Genomic DNA, 17377 nt, shown 5'->3' on the forward strand with positions numbered 1-17377 from the left:
TCTATATATCTAGCTTATCAATCAATGAATAAAACTGCTGCACTTAAATTTCCCCGTTTGACCACCTCCAGTCAAAAAAGAGCGCTTAAGCGAATCACTATCAATTTAACATCAGATGAAGCTCAAAACCTTGAAAAGTATTGCGAACAAACAGGCAAACTAGCAATAGACGTGATTCGAGAACTCATTCAAGCTTTGCCTTGAGCTGCCCAACGTTGACGCTAAGCCTGAAAAGCGGTATTCCAGAAGAGTTATAGCTAAAGTAGAAGTGCAGATTTGGACAAAGGTTTCCAATTTTACTCTGATGTGAGTAATTGCAGGAGCAGTAATCATAGATTAGATCCTCACGGCTGTATATTTGCTACCTCAATGCTATTGTTTGTGGCGAAAATTTTAAACAATATGGGTTAGAGATTATTTTCTGACGAAGATGACGACACAATATAGTCACCGAACCAAAAAAAATATTCTCTCACTCCTCATTGTGCAACTCAATAATAGCGCTCGTGTTATCTTCTTTTTGGCACGCTGCGCTCGCAGTAATGAGCGTAGCGTGCCAGAAATTAAATTTTTACGTTCTTCTCAATCATCACAAAAAATTACTACCTCTTACTTTAAGACCTCCAATTAAACCAAATTTTAATAGTTATATCTTGAAAATCAACGGGTGAAATAGTTCGCAAATCTACTTTTATTTTGTCAGTGGCAAGGCTCGAATAAGTTCTCTGATGACATCCGTTGCTGGTCTGCCTGTCTGTTCACAATATTTTTCAAGGTTTTTGGCTTCATTTGAGGCCAGGTTTATAGTGATTCGTTTGACCGCCCATTTTTTGTTCATACTGAAATAGATAAATCGTGTAATCATAACTTAAAATCCTGATTTTACCTTCCAACTGGAAAGTAACCTGAATTTTGGATATATTGAGGCACCCTTTTAATCGGACACATTGTAAATAAATATTGCAGGTGTGCTTTATTGATTTACTAACTTGTCTATAAATGATAAAGGAAGAATCAATCTTTGGTACTCTATCATTTAATTTTTTATATTTCTTAGCTTAGGCTGTAGTCTAATGCATACCCCGTTCGCTGTGCGTAGCAAGCTATACGCAGCAGTAACCACAAAACAAGGGTGACACATAAAGTTGCCAGTGTCTACAACTTGAGCGAACGAATGGTCTAGGTAAGGAAATTCAAACGCACTTGGCAAATAAAGGTAAATTATCAAATTATCCCTATCTTTTTAATGTTTATTAATTATTAAAAGTGTAAATTAAAAGCGATATTATTACTCGATTTATAAAAAATATCTATGGCATCTAATTAATTATAGATACTGCAAATTTTACAGGTATTCAAGTAAACTATAAACCTACTTAATTCATCTCAATAACTCAATTGAGATTGACATAATATCTATTTAGACCGTTCTAAATTGAGTCATCGTTCAAGCTTAATTGCAATAAATTTATAATTAACAATATTGGCATAATATCTATTTAGATCCTTCTAAATCGAGTCATCATTCAAGCTTAATTGCAATAAATTTATAATTAACAATATTGCAGAAATCCTTAACCTAAATTTGTACCGAGCTTAACTCAACCTTTGCTTACGCTGTATGCCTTAGTAAGAAGATTGTGTAGTAACTATGATAAAGTACTGTATTTACATCGGGTTTTAGAGGTATTAATACCATTAACCCAGAGCTAGAAGTCAAATTGGAGGTTCTTACAAGTTGCTGTTGACTGCATTAAGGATCGGAAATTCATGAAACTGCAACTGATCCAATTACATATACTCTGAGCCAAATTAACTGGGGGGTAGACTCATGAGACACACAGGTGCTACTTGCATAACGCAAAACAGGTGTCTACGCCTACAGCATGACATTTGCATATTTTCTGTGGAGTTTTCTTAATTATTCTTGAGGAGTACAAATGCTTGAGGCTATCGCTGTTGCTTGGTTGTTACTGTTTGTTGGCGATTTTCTATCTACATTCTTTTACCACGTACCCGAGCACGTTTTTGGTAGCCTTCATTTAAAAACGCACCACTCCTGGAAAAAAGACTTCCGCCACTACGCTATCTTGACTTTTAATCCCCAGGTTCTTTTAGATGGTATGTTGGGAGCTTTGCCTTATGTACTTATAGCAGTAGTCCTGTGGTCTTTTTCTCCTATTGGCGTGATTTCTGGATTACTGCTTGGTCAATTACATGTATGGTGGAGACATATAAGTGTACTGGGTTGGCAAACTTCAAAGCCTGTAAATATTTTATGCCAAATTCTATTTATTACTACTCCTGAAAGACACTGGTTACATCATCACAAAACTAATTTGGGTTTCGGTGATATTTTTACTTTCTTTGAACAACCTGCACAAATGTGGTTACGCTGGCTACGACTACTCAGACTTCGTTTTCGCTATTCTCGGATCTAACTAAAACTAGCACCTACCTAAATACTTTTTAAAATCACCAAAAGAAGCTGCGATCGCAGCTTCTTTTGGTACACTAAAGGCGATTATTTTACTCTTATAAATACGCTAACTTTTATACTCAAAAAAGCTGATTCCCAATTTATCAGGAGTAGTAACAAGAGACATGAATTAAACATAGAGTTTAATCTATGGTTTTATCTAATTAATAAATTTTTATTTATAGTTTTTGAGAACCTATCAAACATTAAGCAAGTTATAAGAACAGAAGAATGCCTCTGGTAAACAGTTTAAAGGTATTTGCTACCGTTCGACTTCGCTGTTATATCGCTAAGGTTTTTGGGAAAACTAGTCTTAATTAGTAAACTGTTATATCCCTAGATTTTTATGACAATTCCTCTCTTTCCTGGAGATGGTAGCTCTAGCTTGCTTATGCAAAGGAGTATGAATAGCGACGTTGAAGGTGGCAGGAGGTTGCAATACACTGTATGTTTCTCGATGAGAAACTACGCCAACGAACCAACCCTGATTGTGAGAAATTTGCAACCTGCTCTAGATGAGGTGTTTCATGCCCGCACTTAGCCTTAGAAAGATGCTCAATAAAAAAGAGTTGCCATCTCTTATTCATAACTTAGTCTATCAGTTCAACATCGCAGTTGATGTTGAACTAGTAGACGGCACGAAACTAATTAGTATTGGAGAGCAAACTGTAGAAAACCGTTATCCAATCGAGGTTTCAGGAGAAATCATCGGTTGGGTTGTTGGAGAAGAACAGGCAACTATACTTGCAAATTTGCTCTCATTTCTGGCAAAAGAGGAAGCTGAGAAGAAAGTACTCGCCAAAGAATTGTTAGAGCGATATCAGGAAATTGATTTGTTTGACGATATCTCGACTCAACTGACAACAAGTTTAGATACGCGACAGATTGCCCAACTTGTGCTTCAAGAATTGAGTCAATTAATTGAATCATCTGCGGGGATGATTTTGCTTTTGAATCGAGATGCAACTGCGTTTGAAATCATTGCCGAATTTGGAGTGTTTTTTGACCACAGTCACCCGGAACCTGGTAAGGGAATTATCGGCAGCATTGTGCAATCCAACCGGGCCGAACTCGTTAATGATGTGCAAGCCGATCCACGATTAGAGGGACAAAAACACGTTAGTGCAATGATTTGTGTACCGTTACGAGCCAAAGAGCGGGTACTGGGAGCGATCGCCATCGGAACGGTCAAAACTGACTCATACAAGGCTGAACACCTGAAACTGGTGAGTATCTTTGCCTCTCAAACAGCGATCGCTATTGACAAAGCTGTGCTTTACGAGCAAAGCACTCAAGTAGCTCTCCAGGCAAAAGCCCAAACACAGAAGCTTCAGCAAGCTCTCCATGAGTTGCAATTAGCCCAAACTCAATTAATCCAAAGCGAAAAAATGTCCAGTCTCGGACAACTTATTGCTGGAGTTGCTCACGAAATCAACAACCCAGTTAATTTTATTTGCGGCAATTTAAAGTATGTTGCCGAATACACTAAAGACTTGTTACACCTGTTGGAAAAGTATCAGAAATTTCTACCTGTTGCTCCTCCAGAACTGGAATCAGAGTTAGACAATATAGACCTGGAATTTATCATGCAGGATTTTCCCAAACTGCTAGATTCGATGAAACTGGGCACAGGTCGCATCGTCGAAATTGTCCAATCCCTGAAAAACTTCTCCCGCCATGATGAAGCTGAAATGAAAGCCGTGAACATCCACGATGGCATCGATGGAACGCTAATGATTCTTCATCATCGTCTGAAAGCAGATGTTCATCGTCCGGCAATTGAAATTGTTAAAGACTATGCAACACTTCCTCTGATTGAATGTTATCCCGGACAATTGAATCAGGTGTTTATGAACATCCTGGCAAATGCCATTGATGCTTTGGAAGAAAGCATGGAAAATTGGAGACTCAAAAATAATCCTCAATCTCCAACTCCTAATCTCCAAATCACTATTCGTACCATAGCCATTGATCACCAGTGGGTTGTAATTCGCATTGCCGACAACGGCCCAGGCATGAAGGAGGAGGTAATTCGCCGCATTTACGATCCCTTCTTCACCACGAAAGATGTTGGGAAGGGAACGGGGTTAGGCATGGCAATCAGCTACCAAATTATTGTAGACAAACATGGGGGAATGCTTAAGTGTCGTTCTCAACCGAGTGAAGGCACAGAATTGTGGATTCAGATTCCAATCAATTGTGCATTGGCAGACGCTGTTGAAGAACAAAATAGCACTTCTGCTTTGCCAACTCCCACAACGGAATCATCCACTACTCCCGATACCGACGGCTTCATTCCATCAACAGCTCCAATGCTCAAACCAACGGATCTGCTGATCCGCCATACTCAACTGATCCAGCGACTTTCACAGCACAGTCCAGATGTGGAAGGTGCATCACCCGATCAACTTTACCAGATGTTCCAACGCCACCCAATTTCGTTAAAGCTTTACGCCACTTTGTTGTCTTGGTTCTGTTGTTCTAACCCTACGCAAATACGCCACTAAAGAAACCTCAACCATGTTTAACCAACTTGATGAATACAATAGTCAGCTATTTGAACAATGTCCTGTTGGTCTGGTACTGTGCCGAAAAGATGGGACGCTAATTAACATCAACCCCGCCTATGCTACCATTTTGGGGCGAACTGTTCCAGAAACCCTGAATCTGGGCGATGATCGCCAGATTACTCCTGAAAACCATGCCTTAACTGACCAAGCTATCCTAAAGCAACTAGAACAAACTGGTCGCTACGGCCCATCTGAGAAGGAGTTAATCCACAAAAACGGGCATCTGGTTTCGGTTAGACTTTCTGGACAGATGATTGAGAAAGATGGAGAGCAACTGATCTGGTCTAGTGTGGAGGACATTAGCGACTTTCGACGCGCCCAGCAGGAACGCCAAGATACTGAACAAACACTGAAACAAAGTGAAGCCCGATACCGTTCTCTAGTAACTGTTAATACACAAATTGTCTGGGTAAGCACTCCGCAAGGAATTTGCTTTGAACTGGCAAGCTGGATAGCCTATACAGGTCAAAGTCTAGCTGAAGCGGAAAATGGGGGCTGGATTGATGCCGTTCATCCTGACGATCGCGCCTATACCGGAGAAGTCTGGAGTGCTGCCGTGGCGAACCTGAGTATGTATCAAATTGAATACCGAATTCGTGGCAAGGATGGCAACTATCGCTACTTTTGGGTCTGGGGTGCGCCCGTTATAGAAGAAGATGGCAGCGTCCGGGAGTGGATTGGCACCTGCACCGATATCCACGATCGCAAACAGGCAGAAGCCGAAAATCAGCGTCTTCAAGAACGATATCGCTCCTTAGTAACTGCTACTTCACAGATTGTCTGGGGAGCTACCCCAGAAGGATTGGGAATCAGCAGTGAAATGCTCACCTGGATTGAGTATACGGGGCAGAGCGAAATTGAAGTTGAGGGTTGGGGCTGGATCGATCCAATTCACCCCGATGACCGTGCCAGATCCACAGAAGTTTGGAATGCTGCTGTGGCAAAGCGAGGTATCTACCAAACCGAATATCGGCTGCGTGGCAAGGATGGCACATACCGCTACTTCTCTGTCTGTGGTGCCCCCGTACTAGAAGAAGACGGCAGCATTCGGGAATGGATTGGCACCTGTACTGATATTCACGAACGCAAACAGGCAGAAGCTGAAAATCAACGTTTGTTGGATATGTTAAATCATTCCGGCGATGCCATTATCGTCCGCGACATGAGCGACAAAATCTCTTACTGGAATCAGGGTGCCGAAAGGCTCTACGGTTGGACGCGTGAGGAAGTCAAAGACCAATGCATTCAGGCTTTTATCAAAAAAACCTTTCCAAAACCAAAGGAAGAAATTATCGCGGAGTTATTAGAGCAAGGTAATTGGGAAGGAGAAGTGGAACATCTCACCCATAATGGCAAACTGATTACCGTCCAGAGTCGATGGACTCTGCAACGGGACATCTCTGGTCAGCCCTGCGCGGTGCTGGAAATCAATACCGACATCACTGCCCGCAAACAAGCAGAAATCGCTCTCAGGCAACTGAATCAAGAACTGGAAGCTAGAGTTATAGAACGGACGGCTGCCCTGCAAAATACTCTAGCAGAAGCGCAGGGGTTAAATGCCATTTTAGATAATTTAGCAGATGGTTTGTTGGTGACAGATATTACCGGACAAATCACCCACTTCAATCCTGCCTTTCTAGCTATGTATGAATTGACAGCTAACGCCGTCAACGGTCACTACCGAGAATTACCCATATCTGGCTTACCAGAACTGGTTGCACGAACTCAATCCCATCCCAGTGAGGTGTTCTCTGCCGAAGTTGCATTGACCAAAGAACGCATTGGTCAGGCAGTGGCAACTGCTATTTTTAAAAAGACGGCAAATTCAGAACCCGATGCCTGCTTCGGTTCAGCACTGCTAATTCGGGATGTGACGGCAGAAAAGGAAATCGACCAGATGAAGACCGATTTCATCTCAACAGTTTCCCATGAGCTGCGAACGCCACTAACTTCTGTCCTCGGTTTTGCGTCGATCATTCAAGAAAAGCTGGAAACTGATGTGTTCCCAATGATTTCTACCGAAGACCGCAAGCTTCAGAAAACGATTAAGCGGGTGGCTGACAATCTCAACATTATTGTGTCGGAAGCAGAACGGCTCACGTCTTTGATTAACGATGTCCTAGACATTGCCAAGATGGAAGCAGGTAAGGTGGAATGGCAAATGCAGCCGATCGATCCCAGCGAATTACTGGATTGGGCAACCAATTCTACTGCTGGGTTGTTTGAAACCAACGGCTTGCAGTTGGTCAGCGAGATTGAACCTGGGCTGCCTCAAATAGTAGGCGATCGCAATCGTTTACTGCAAGTTTTAATCAATCTGATTTCTAACGCCGTTAAATTTACCGAATCTGGTTATGTCACCTGCCGCGTTAAGCAAGGAGACGACGGTGTTTGCATTAGCGTCATCGACACAGGCATTGGGATTGCACCTGAAGACCAGCCAAAAGTGTTCGAGAAATTCCGCCAAGTTGGTGACACCCTCACCGACAAACCCAAAGGGACTGGGTTAGGACTGCCCATCTGTAAACAAATTGTCGATCATCACGGTGGTAGAATCTGGGTTGACAGTGAACCAGGTAAAGGCAGTATATTCTCGTTCATCATTCCCACCTACGCTTGCGATCGACAAACCACTGCTAATCTGAATTTGGATATGCTTGTCAAACAACTCAAAGAACACGCCATCACTAAAAGCGCTGTGTTCAACCAAAACCGTAAAACCATTTTGGTTGTAGATGATGACGCTAACATTCGAGAACTCCTGCGTCAACAATTGGAAAACGAAGGTTACAACGTTCGAGAAGCAAAAGACGGCGTGGATGCAATTCATCAAATCAAAACAGCCCGTCCCGATCTGATTCTCTTGGACGTGATGATGCCCCAAATCAACGGCTTCGATGTGGCAGCCGTTCTCAAAAACGATCCTCAAACCGCAGACATTCCGATCATTATTTTGTCAATTATTGAAAATAAAGAACGGGGCTACCATATTGGCATCGATCGCTATCTCACTAAGCCCATTGATACAGGAAAACTCCTCAACGAAATTGGCTCACTGCTTTACCAAGGCACTTCTAGTAAAAAGGTATTGGTTGTAGATAAAAATGCATCAGCCTTAAAAACTTTATCTGATGTATTACAAGCTCAGGGATACAGCGTAATTGAAGCCTCCAATCCGCAAGAATGCATCAATAAAGCCCTGTCAGCCAAACCTGACATGATCATCATCGATTCTATCTTCTCTCAAGAAGCCGATTTGGTGAAAACCCTACGCTTTGAGAAGGAGTTAGAAAATGTATTTTTTATTATGCTGTCAGAACAGTAATCACTGAGGCTGAGGATTGGGGGCTGGGGTGAGGCTGGGGATTGGGGACTGGGGACTGGGGACTGGGAAGGAATTCTTCTAATCCCCAATCCCTAATCCCCAATCCCTAATCCCCAATCCCTAATCCCCAATCCCTAATCCCCAATACCCAATACCCAATCTTTATGAACCAGAAAATTCTAATTGTTGATGATGAACCCAATATCTTAATTTTGATGGAACAAGCTCTAGAAGCATTAGAAGACGAGGGTGTTGAACTTCTAACTGCTAGAAATGGCGAAGAAGCTCTCGAAACTATTAAAACTGAAAAACCAAATCTAGTTTTTCTTGATGTGATGATGCCGAAAATGAATGGTCTGCAAGTCTGCCATATTGTCAAACACGACCTGCAAATGACTGATATCTACATTATAATTTTGACAGCTAAAGGACAGGAATTTGATAAGCAAAAAGGAATTGAGGTTGGTGCAGACTTATATCTAACTAAACCATTCCGCCCCAAAGAAGTACTTGAAAAATCAATGCAGGTGTTGGGTTTGTGAGGAAATTTCTGAAGGCTTTTCATCTGCGATCACTTTGAGTCTACCGTAGGCGATCGCAGTACTTTGTTTGTTATGATAATTCATCCGTAATGGGCGTAGCTCGCTCCTGCAATTAGGCTATTTTGATTTGTAATCACCAGTTATTTTTAGAGAAAATTAAATACTTTTTAAACTTATTAAAAGTAGCAGCGATCGCATCTACTTTTGATCCGCTATTTTGAAGCTATCCGCATCTTTGATAAGTGAGAAAACTATTGAGACGAAGATTAACCAAGGATATTCAACAGAGAACAATTACTCTTCATTCACAAATTTGGCGACTACGAACAACACTACCATCTGGGCTAGTAGTAGTGGTGTATATAATGGCTCCACTGATGTTGGCATTTTTAACACCAGTCAAATTAGCACCAGTGAGGTTAGCCCTGTTGAGAGAAGCTCCGCTCAAATCAGCGTCGGTGAGATTAGCGCCAACCAAATTGGCAACATTCAAACCCACATTCTTGAGATTGGCTCCACTCAGGTTGGCTCCACTCAAAACGGCGGTGAACATTTCGGAACCACTAAAATTAACACCAACCAAGTTAGCGTCGTTGAAGATACACTCAGTCAAATCAGAACCACTCAAGTTGGCATAACTCAAGTCAGCGCCTTCAAAGGTGGTACACATTACCATACTCCTACTCAAATTAGCTCTACTGAGGTTAGCATCAGTAAAGTCAATACCACTCAAGTCGGATTCACTACTCAGGTCGATTCCACTGAGATTAGCACCAGTCAAATCGCTGCTACTTAAATCAACGTCCCTAAAATCTCTCTCTCCAGCAGCATACCTTTCCAGCAATTCTTCAACATCCATAACTTACCTCTTGCATCAACTAACACGTATAAAGATAACCCACTCAATCTGTGGAACACTTTATTTGACCCTACCAACCCTTCCATAGCAACGAAGCTCTTAGTTTTTAGTTTGGTATTTGTTAGGTAATGACAAATCTTCAAGAGTAGGCGTACAGGTTAGCAGAGCCGACATACATAAGGAAAGAAAACCTTACCCTTGCCTCTTGCTTGTTCAATCAGAAGGTAATTCTGGGAAAGCTTAATTTGTGAGAGCGGGAGGCTTTTGCCAGAAGGAACTAGAATTAGGAAACACCTAGCTGGGTTCTTCTGACTTTTGAAATTAGGAGTGCATGTGTGCCAAAATCCCCTAAATATTTGCTGATTGGATCGACCGAGAATTACAGCGGTAAATCTGCAACTGTTCTGGGTTTGTCTCATCAGCTACAGCAAAAAGGTCTGGATATTAGCTACGGTAAACCACTCGGTACGTCTTTCAATTCGTCTAGTGGAACCGTAATTGAGGAAGATGTCCAGTTCATCGCTCTTAGCCTCAATTTGCCGGAAAACCGCGTTGCACCTACAATGCTAGCTTTGGATGAACCAAATGTGCAAAAGCGCTTGCGGGGGGAAGACAAAACCGATTATCAAGAGTCCCTAATACAGCAATATTTACATAAGTCTCAAGGAGATTTAGTGTTACTGGAGGGGCCTGGTAATTTGTCCGAAGGCAATTTGTTTGATTTGTCTTTGCTGCAAATGGCTGAAGTATTGGATGCTGGTGTGCTGTTAGTAAGCCGCTATAAATCCTTGCTTTCGGTTGAGGCGCTATTGACTGCAAAACAGGGTCTGGGCGATCGCTTGATTGGAGTTGCGATCAATGATATCCCTGTCACCCAACTAGAAGCGGTTGAAACCCTTATACTACCATTTTTGGAACAGCAGGGTATTCCAGTGCTAGCAATGCTGCCGAATAGCGATTTGCTTCGCAGTGTGAGTGTTGGCGAACTAGTCAAGCAGTTAAAGGCTGACGTTCTCTGTCGCAACGATCGCATGGATTTGTTGGTGGAAAGTTTAGCAATTGGAGCGATGAATGTCAATTCAGCTGTAAAATATTTCCGCAAACGCCGGAATATGGCAGTGGTGACAGGAGGCGATCGGGTGGAAATTCAGCAAGCGGCTTTAGAAACTTCTACCCAATGTTTAATTCTCACCGGGCAACTACCCCCACCGCCGTTCATTCTCAGTCGCGCTGAAGAACTAGAAATCCCCATTTTGTCTGTTGATTTAGATACCCTCACTACTGTGGGAATTGTTGACCGCACTTTTGGTCAAGTCCGTGTCCACGAGCCGATTAAGGTTCAGTATATTCGCCAGTTGATGTCCCAGCATTTTGACATTGACCGCTTGTTATCCAAACTAGGTTTAACTCCCGCAGCGGCATTGTCTTAGATTCATCAACTCAAATTATGAAGAGCATCAATGCTCAGTTATTAGTTTAGAGGCTGTATTGCTGGTGAGGGTACAGCAGGTTCGCCGTCACCTCCCAGGCGATGGCGTGCTGTTTCCTTGCGCCCGATAGCTGGGACATGATTAGTTGCAGCTGCTAATCCAAAGACAGGCATATTCCCGTAAACCGCCTCATATCTTCCCGGTTCTATTAAATAAGTTTCGTGCCAAATGCCAACACTGCCATCAGCACCAATGGCTTGATTAAACCTTTGCCAAGCTTTTAGATGTGCATCAGCTGGATTTCTGGCAAAACGCTCTAAATCCTCGAATGATCGCCAATACTGAATTAGTCCCACTCTTCGCCAGTAAACAAAAGTTTCTCCACCTAAAAACCCTTTTTCGGGATTCTGGTAAAGGCTTCGTAACATGGGCGACATTGCTGTTGCAGTCGGAATCCATTTAGAAAAAGCGAATAATTTATTAATTCGCATCCCAATCAGAAACACAACAAAAGGTTCATCAATTTGGGCTGTAAATCGTCCCGGTATGACTTGAGGCATATACCACTCCTTGTTCTTAAGTTAATATGCAATTAATTGCATATTAACTATTTTATGCAATTAGTTGCATAAGTCAAGTAGTGAATTCAAAATTATGGCATTAGCGCACGCAATATTAGCGTCTCTGGTTGACGCACCTTGTAGTGGGTATGATTTAGCAAAACGATTCGATGGCTCGGTAGGCTTTTTCTGGTCAGCAAGTCACCAGCAGATTTATCGGGAGTTGTCGAAGCTAGAAGAGCGAGAATGGATTAGTTCCGAGTCGATTCTTCAAGCAGGACGGCCAGATAAAAGACTCTACAGCGTTACAAACTTGGGAGAACAGCATCTCAAAGAGTGGATTGCTCAATCTTGTGAACCCACACCGATTAAAGATGATTTACTGGTAAAAATTTTTGCTGGTCATATTGTTCCTAAGCAAATTATCTTGGCAGAGCTAGAAAATCACCAAAAAGCCCATCAAAAAAAATTGTCTACGTATAAAGATTTAGAACAACGTTACTTTCAAAATCCGCAAGAACTGTCAGAATCAGGCAAATTTCAGTATTTAACTCTCCTAAATGGCATTAGTTATGAAACACATTGGCTAGCTTGGTGTTCCCAAGTAATGGAGTTACTGAACCAAAGAATCGAAAATTAGTCGCAATGTCTAACTTAAGTTTTCCTCGCATCTACACGCTGTTTGGTAAAATATCTGGGTCGTTTAGTCTGATTATCTCCATCTTTGAGCCAATCAACAGACCTTATTAACCTCGATACATTAGCCCAAGAATTGGCGACAATCCAGCAAACAGGTTCTAAAAGAATTGCTTTGCTAGGTTCTCGTCACGTCCCGATTACGCATCAGAATCTTATTGAAATGATGACTTATGCCCTAGTTTTATCGGGTAATCGAATCATTACTTCTGGTGCTACAGGTACAAATTCAGCGGCCATCAAGGGAGCAACGCGGGCTGATGCAAATTTGTTGACAGTGATTCTACCCCAAAGCCTGGAACGCCAGCCTTTAGAATCGCGCCAGCAACTAGAACAGGTAATGCATCTAGTCGAAAATCCCAGTAATGATAATCTGTCTCTGGCGGAAGCTAGTTATTTGTGCAACAAGGAAATTGTCTCCCGTTGCCAGCAACTAATTTGCTTTGCGTTTCACGACAGCCGCACCCTATTACAAACTTGTCAGGATGCAGAAGAACAAAGAAAAGTGGTGACGCTTTTCTACTTTGATTAGTCATTTGTCATTTGTCTTTTGTCATTTGCATTTGACTAATGACGATGACTGATGACTGATGACTAATAACCAACGACTAATAAGTAATGATAATTTTTTTGTACTCGATCGCTGCTGCCGCCGTTCTAATTTACGTGCCATTTTTGCTAGTAGCTTATGCCCGTGCGCGTGTTGCGCCTGAAATGTTTTCTACTCCTCGCGCCATGTTTGATAAATTGCCACCTTATGCCCAACGGGCTACTTGGGCACATCAGAACACCTTTGAAGCGTTTATGGTGTTTGCCGCAGCTGCATTGATGGCTTATGTAACTGGTGTAAATTCTTTTACAGCTCAAGTAGCTGCGATCGCCTTTGTGGTAGCCCGTTTGCTATACTCAATTTTTTATATTTTGAATATACCCCTTTTGCGTTAGCGTAGCTCTTCTGAAAGAGGCTCACTGATGTTTGCCATTGGCATCCTTGGCTGTGCCACTCTCTCTTTCTTGAGCATCATCCAAGCTACTAGTTAATTGGGGCATGGAGACTGGGGACTGGCGAAGAGTTTTCCCAATCAAAAATCGTTCGACTGAGCGAAGTCGAAGTTCAAAATCTAAAATCCAAAATGTTTTATGGCTTCTACTTTTTCCTTTGACATTGTGAGCGACTTTGACCGACAAGAGTTGGTTAACGCTGTCGATCAAGTTATACGAGACATCAAAGGTCGTTACGACCTCAAAGACACTGAAACTACTGTCGAGTTAGTTGAAGAAAGCATTAACGTTAGTACTGACAGCGAGTTTACCTTAGATTCTGTACACACCATTCTGCGAGAAAAAGCCGCCAAGCGTAACCTCTCCCAAAAAATCTTTGATTTTGGTAAGGTTGAATCAGCAAGTGGTAATCGCGTGCGTCAAGAAATTAAACTCAAAAAAGGCATCAGTCAGGAAATCGCCAAACAAATTTCCAAATTGATTCGGGACGAATTCAAAAAGGTACAAGCTTCAATTCAAGGGGATGCTGTGCGGGTTTCTGCCAAATCTAAAGATGACTTGCAAGTTGTAATGCAGCGTCTGAAACAAGAAGACTACCCAGTTGCTTTGCAATTTACAAATTATCGTTAACAGATTCGTAATTCGTAGTTAAGAATTCAATTACGAATTACGAATTACGAATTACGTTAGCGCAGCGTAAAGCCTTCGGCATAGCTTTCCTTGCTTGCTGGAGTTTTGTGAGAAATCCAAGAAGCACTATCTCACCATTTCAATTACCCGTTTATCAACTTCAGCTTTAACTTCTTCATGCCAATTTGGTAGTTCAGGTTGATATTGATAGCTCTTAAATTCTTGACGCAATTTAGCAACATGGCTGTTGTAGGGTAAATTTCGAGTCTGAAAGCGAAAAATTAGATCTGCGATCGCTAACTTTCTCGATAAAATCAGGAAGCGAAAGATATGATATAAGCTGCGCGGTGCTAATAGTCCTTTTAAACCAAATGCTTTCCATTGCAACTTCGTATACCAAGCAGCCGTATAAAATGCAGTAGCTTTGATGCCAGTAAAAACATTGGTGCGTCGAGGCTCTAACTTGGCATTCTCCAAGAAGTGTTTATCAAATAATTTGCCTGTGTAATAGTGTCCAATCAACTGATCAGCACGCAACTGATCCATAAAACCAATATTGGCTCCTTTTTCTGCCAATTCATTCAACTGTTTATACACATCCAAGAAAAAGTTCATGTTCTCCTCTACAACACCAGTAGCCATAGAGATGAACTTTAAATCTAAATGCCATTTACCTATGTACATTGGTACCAAAACACCAAACCACCACATTGGATCTGAATATACACGCCAACTCATCACACTAGCGTTACCCAATTGTTTGGGATGATTGCTGACAAGAAGATTAACATTACGTTGGAATAAAAGATTGAAATGGTTATAAGCTACTCGTTTTTCCTCTGCATCACTTTCACCAGCCAACTTAGCACGTATCACCTCGGTTACACTCTCAATAGCCATTGCAATCATTGTTGAGCCCAAGCTATAAAGAGCATCAAAAATGCAAGCAGCATCACCAATTACATACCAATTATCATCAGAAAGAATTGTTTTACTTTTGTGAGCTAACCTTGGCAAGTAATGAAACTCTAAGTGTTCGCCACTCTTCAGAAGTTGATACAGAACATTATGATTGGCTTTGAGAAAAGCATAAAACTTTTCTTCAGTATTAACTTGCGAAGCAGAGATCACGTCATTGTGGTGAACAACTCCTACTGATAAATCCATAGTATCTTTATCTAAAGGAATCATCCACAACCAATGGCCAGTTCCCATCCAGTGATTAGTAGCGTAATAACGGCTAGCAAGTGTTTCATTACCATGTAAACCGTTATCAAATATCTTACGGTCTACGTTTCTAACCCACACCCATGCAGATCCAGTATCAATTCCATAAAGTTCCTTTTTATCAAAGATCAGATTATCTGTTTTGCGTCCAATAATAAACTTGCGACCAGCAGCATCAATAATATGTTTGGCTTTGAGTTCTAAATATTCACTGCTAGTTTTGACTTTTACTGTTTTGATTGTATCTTTTGGTGCTAACTCTACATCAAGCACGCGACCATTATAATAAGCAGCTCCCATTTGCTTATTCATTTCCAGCACGTCTCGGTCAAATTTAGAGCGATTGATATGAAAAGATGGGAGGTGAACATGACGATTAACCCAAGTGGTATAGTAATCGCTCATCGATTCTGTTTTATTTGGGTTTTTAGGCCAGTGAAAATTCAATCCTGACTTTGGTGTATGACTTTCAATCATATACTCTTGCAAACCTAACTCTCGAAACAGAAACATAGCAGCAATTTCGACTGATGATTCACCAAGCCTGTGATCTGTTCTTTTAGGTTCTTCAGGACGAGAATCAACTATAGCAATCCGAATATTAGGGATTTTAAGTAATAGATGACGAGCCTGACAAACACCTGCAAATCCTGCACCGATAATTACAACATCGTACTCTAGTGTTTGAGTATAAGCGTTCATGAATTGCTCCTGAAGTTAATAAAACTAAATTTTTGAAATCTTGCTCAATTTTCAAGAAGAACCAGAGGCTCTAATTTTCATTACCAGTTTGGACTAATACCAATTTGAAAAAATACAGTTAGCTTTGTAGCGGCGTAAGGGCGTACGCCCTTACGATATTCTGTACCTCACTTCTAGTTAATAGCTATTTACAGAATTAAGTTGTACTTCACTAGATTCCTTGTTGTTTCCAGAATTTATTGATTGTTGATTTGGATAATTACACAATTGATTCAATACTTCAAATGTTGTAAGAATTGGTATACTTTCGTCAATTTCTCTTTTTAATGGCAAATTATAAAAGGGTATATTTGGCCATTTGTGGTGTTCATAATGTAACCAAAAATTGTGAGGAAAAAAGATAAATTGTTCCAGCCAATTAGGGATAAAGCGATGGGTAATTGAATAACCTTTGTGTTCAACTCCAATATGTTCAAACCAAGGTCTGACGTTAAAAATAGCCCAAAATGATGTTGCTAGAGATAGATACCAGATTACAGTAATCCAAGTTGTATGCGTGTAAATTGCAAGAGAAATAAATGCGATCGGCATTAAAACTGGGCCGATAAATCCTTTCACTGTTCTGGGTCGAAAAATGTATAAAAATTTGATTATTTTGAATAAGCCCAGTCCCAGAATATTGTGCAAAAAAGCTGCTAATATTTTCAGTTTACTAGTTGGAACATTGTGATTTGTTAGATATTCTAATTCCGAGTCTTTTTCGGTTCCTAAATGTTTATGATGTAACATGTGTGATGTGCGATAGCTATCTATACATAAAGCTAAAGGCCACGCACAGAATATATTCGTTAACCAATCGTTAATTTTTCGATTCGTAGAGATGAGATTATGAGCGCCTTCATGTCCTAACACACCTAAAGCATGTTGTCTGCTGCCAATAATCAATACTGCCAATGCATAAACAAAGAAATTGTTGAATATGCCTGCTATCCAAATTGTTGCAACAATAATTAACCAATCTGTGGCTAATGCAGTTAAAAATTTTTGATGAGGTAATACGGTTCTATTCATGATGCTTCATCTTTACATAAAGGACTAATATTTACTTTTTGAAACGTGATTATGGTAGGATGGGAAATCTTATTAACTCAAGTTCTTATTTTTAGGTTATAGGTATTACCCACCCTACAGTCAACTACAAAATGTTCAATTACCTAATACCAATTTAATGTGAAGTTACACATATCTAGATCCCCCTAAATCCCCCGATAAATTGGGGGACTTTGATATGTTTTTCTGGTTCCCCCCTTTATAAGGAGGGCTAGGGGGGATCGAATTCTATGCAGCTTTATAAA

At 41.0% G+C, this 17377-nt stretch carries 15 protein-coding genes and 1 pseudogene; 11 read left to right on the plus strand and 5 right to left on the minus strand.

What is annotated here, in order from left to right; all coding sequences use genetic code 11:
* Window positions 1–24: 24 nt before the first annotated feature.
* Window positions 25–204 carry a CopG family transcriptional regulator gene (locus RMY32_RS04875; protein WP_094348394.1) on the plus strand — a complete coding sequence of 60 codons (180 nt, stop codon included), beginning with the start codon at window positions 25–27 and terminating at the stop codon, window positions 202–204.
* A 487-nt stretch (window positions 205–691) separates the two neighbouring features.
* Here RMY32_RS04875 and RMY32_RS04880 read toward each other — a convergent pair whose 3' ends face one another.
* Entirely contained in the window at window positions 692–838 is a 147-nt protein-coding gene (locus tag RMY32_RS04880) for a ribbon-helix-helix protein, CopG family (protein ID WP_094348756.1), read from the minus strand.
* A gap of 1102 nt (window positions 839–1940) precedes the next feature.
* Here RMY32_RS04880 and RMY32_RS04885 point away from each other — a divergent pair.
* The 5 genes from RMY32_RS04885 to RMY32_RS04905 all read left to right on the plus strand — a co-directional run bounded on the left by RMY32_RS04885 (window position 1941) and on the right by RMY32_RS04905 (window position 8916).
* On the plus strand, window positions 1941–2441 hold the full coding sequence (locus RMY32_RS04885) for a fatty acid hydroxylase (protein WP_322712089.1): 501 nt from the start codon (window positions 1941–1943) through the stop codon (window positions 2439–2441).
* Window positions 2442–2882: 441 nt separating this feature from the next.
* Window positions 2883–3020, plus strand: coding sequence for a hypothetical protein (locus tag RMY32_RS04890; protein WP_322712090.1), 138 nt, complete (start codon window positions 2883–2885; stop codon window positions 3018–3020).
* Window positions 3007–4986, plus strand: a complete 1980-nt coding sequence (locus tag RMY32_RS04895; protein ID WP_322712091.1) for an ATP-binding protein — start codon at window positions 3007–3009, stop codon at window positions 4984–4986. Before RMY32_RS04890 ends, RMY32_RS04895 begins: the two co-directional genes overlap by 14 nt.
* Window positions 4987–4999: 13 nt before the next feature.
* Window positions 5000–8374: a PAS domain S-box protein gene (locus tag RMY32_RS04900; RefSeq protein WP_322712092.1), complete on the plus strand. Its 3375-nt coding sequence runs from the start codon at window positions 5000–5002 to the stop codon at window positions 8372–8374.
* A 164-nt stretch (window positions 8375–8538) separates the two neighbouring features.
* Window positions 8539–8916: a response regulator gene (locus tag RMY32_RS04905; protein ID WP_322712093.1), complete on the plus strand. Its 378-nt coding sequence runs from the start codon at window positions 8539–8541 to the stop codon at window positions 8914–8916.
* 301 nt (window positions 8917–9217) lie between these two features.
* On the opposite strand, the gene RMY32_RS04910 is transcribed toward RMY32_RS04905, so the two are convergent.
* A complete protein-coding gene (locus RMY32_RS04910; RefSeq protein ID WP_322712094.1) occupies window positions 9218–9775 on the minus strand; it encodes a pentapeptide repeat-containing protein in 558 nt (185 codons plus the stop codon).
* Between the two features lie 335 nt (window positions 9776–10110).
* Between RMY32_RS04910 and RMY32_RS04915 the strand changes: the two genes are divergently transcribed.
* Window positions 10111–11205, plus strand: coding sequence for a phosphotransacetylase family protein (locus tag RMY32_RS04915; protein WP_322707000.1), 1095 nt, complete (start codon window positions 10111–10113; stop codon window positions 11203–11205).
* A gap of 41 nt (window positions 11206–11246) precedes the next feature.
* On the opposite strand, the gene RMY32_RS04920 is transcribed toward RMY32_RS04915, so the two are convergent.
* On the minus strand, window positions 11247–11765 hold the full coding sequence (locus tag RMY32_RS04920; RefSeq protein ID WP_322712095.1) for a DUF4188 domain-containing protein: 519 nt from the start codon (window positions 11763–11765) through the stop codon (window positions 11247–11249).
* 94 nt (window positions 11766–11859) lie between these two features.
* Here RMY32_RS04920 and RMY32_RS04925 point away from each other — a divergent pair, with 94 nt between their 5' ends.
* From RMY32_RS04925 to RMY32_RS04940, 4 genes and pseudogenes are all read left to right on the plus strand, one after another.
* A complete protein-coding gene (locus tag RMY32_RS04925; RefSeq protein ID WP_322712096.1) occupies window positions 11860–12405 on the plus strand; it encodes a PadR family transcriptional regulator in 546 nt (181 codons plus the stop codon).
* An 84-nt stretch (window positions 12406–12489) separates the two neighbouring features.
* A complete protein-coding gene (locus RMY32_RS04930) occupies window positions 12490–12993 on the plus strand; it encodes a hypothetical protein (RefSeq protein WP_041565591.1) in 504 nt (167 codons plus the stop codon).
* A gap of 86 nt (window positions 12994–13079) precedes the next feature.
* Window positions 13080–13502: pseudogene (locus tag RMY32_RS04935) on the plus strand (MAPEG family protein).
* A 99-nt stretch (window positions 13503–13601) separates the two neighbouring features.
* Complete coding sequence (locus RMY32_RS04940; protein ID WP_012411046.1) at window positions 13602–14093, plus strand: YajQ family cyclic di-GMP-binding protein; 492 nt, start codon at window positions 13602–13604, stop codon at window positions 14091–14093.
* Window positions 14094–14219: 126 nt separating this feature from the next.
* On the opposite strand, the gene RMY32_RS04945 is transcribed toward RMY32_RS04940, so the two are convergent.
* Window positions 14220–16022, minus strand: coding sequence for an NAD(P)/FAD-dependent oxidoreductase (locus tag RMY32_RS04945; RefSeq protein WP_322712097.1), 1803 nt, complete (start codon window positions 16020–16022; stop codon window positions 14220–14222).
* Between the two features lie 177 nt (window positions 16023–16199).
* On the minus strand, window positions 16200–17093 hold the full coding sequence (locus tag RMY32_RS04950; protein WP_322712098.1) for a fatty acid desaturase family protein: 894 nt from the start codon (window positions 17091–17093) through the stop codon (window positions 16200–16202).
* Window positions 17094–17377 lie beyond the last annotated feature (284 nt).

This window comes from Nostoc sp. ChiSLP03a (assembly GCF_034531215.2).
In the GTDB taxonomy this organism is placed as follows: Bacteria; Cyanobacteriota; Cyanobacteriia; order Cyanobacteriales; family Nostocaceae; genus Nostoc.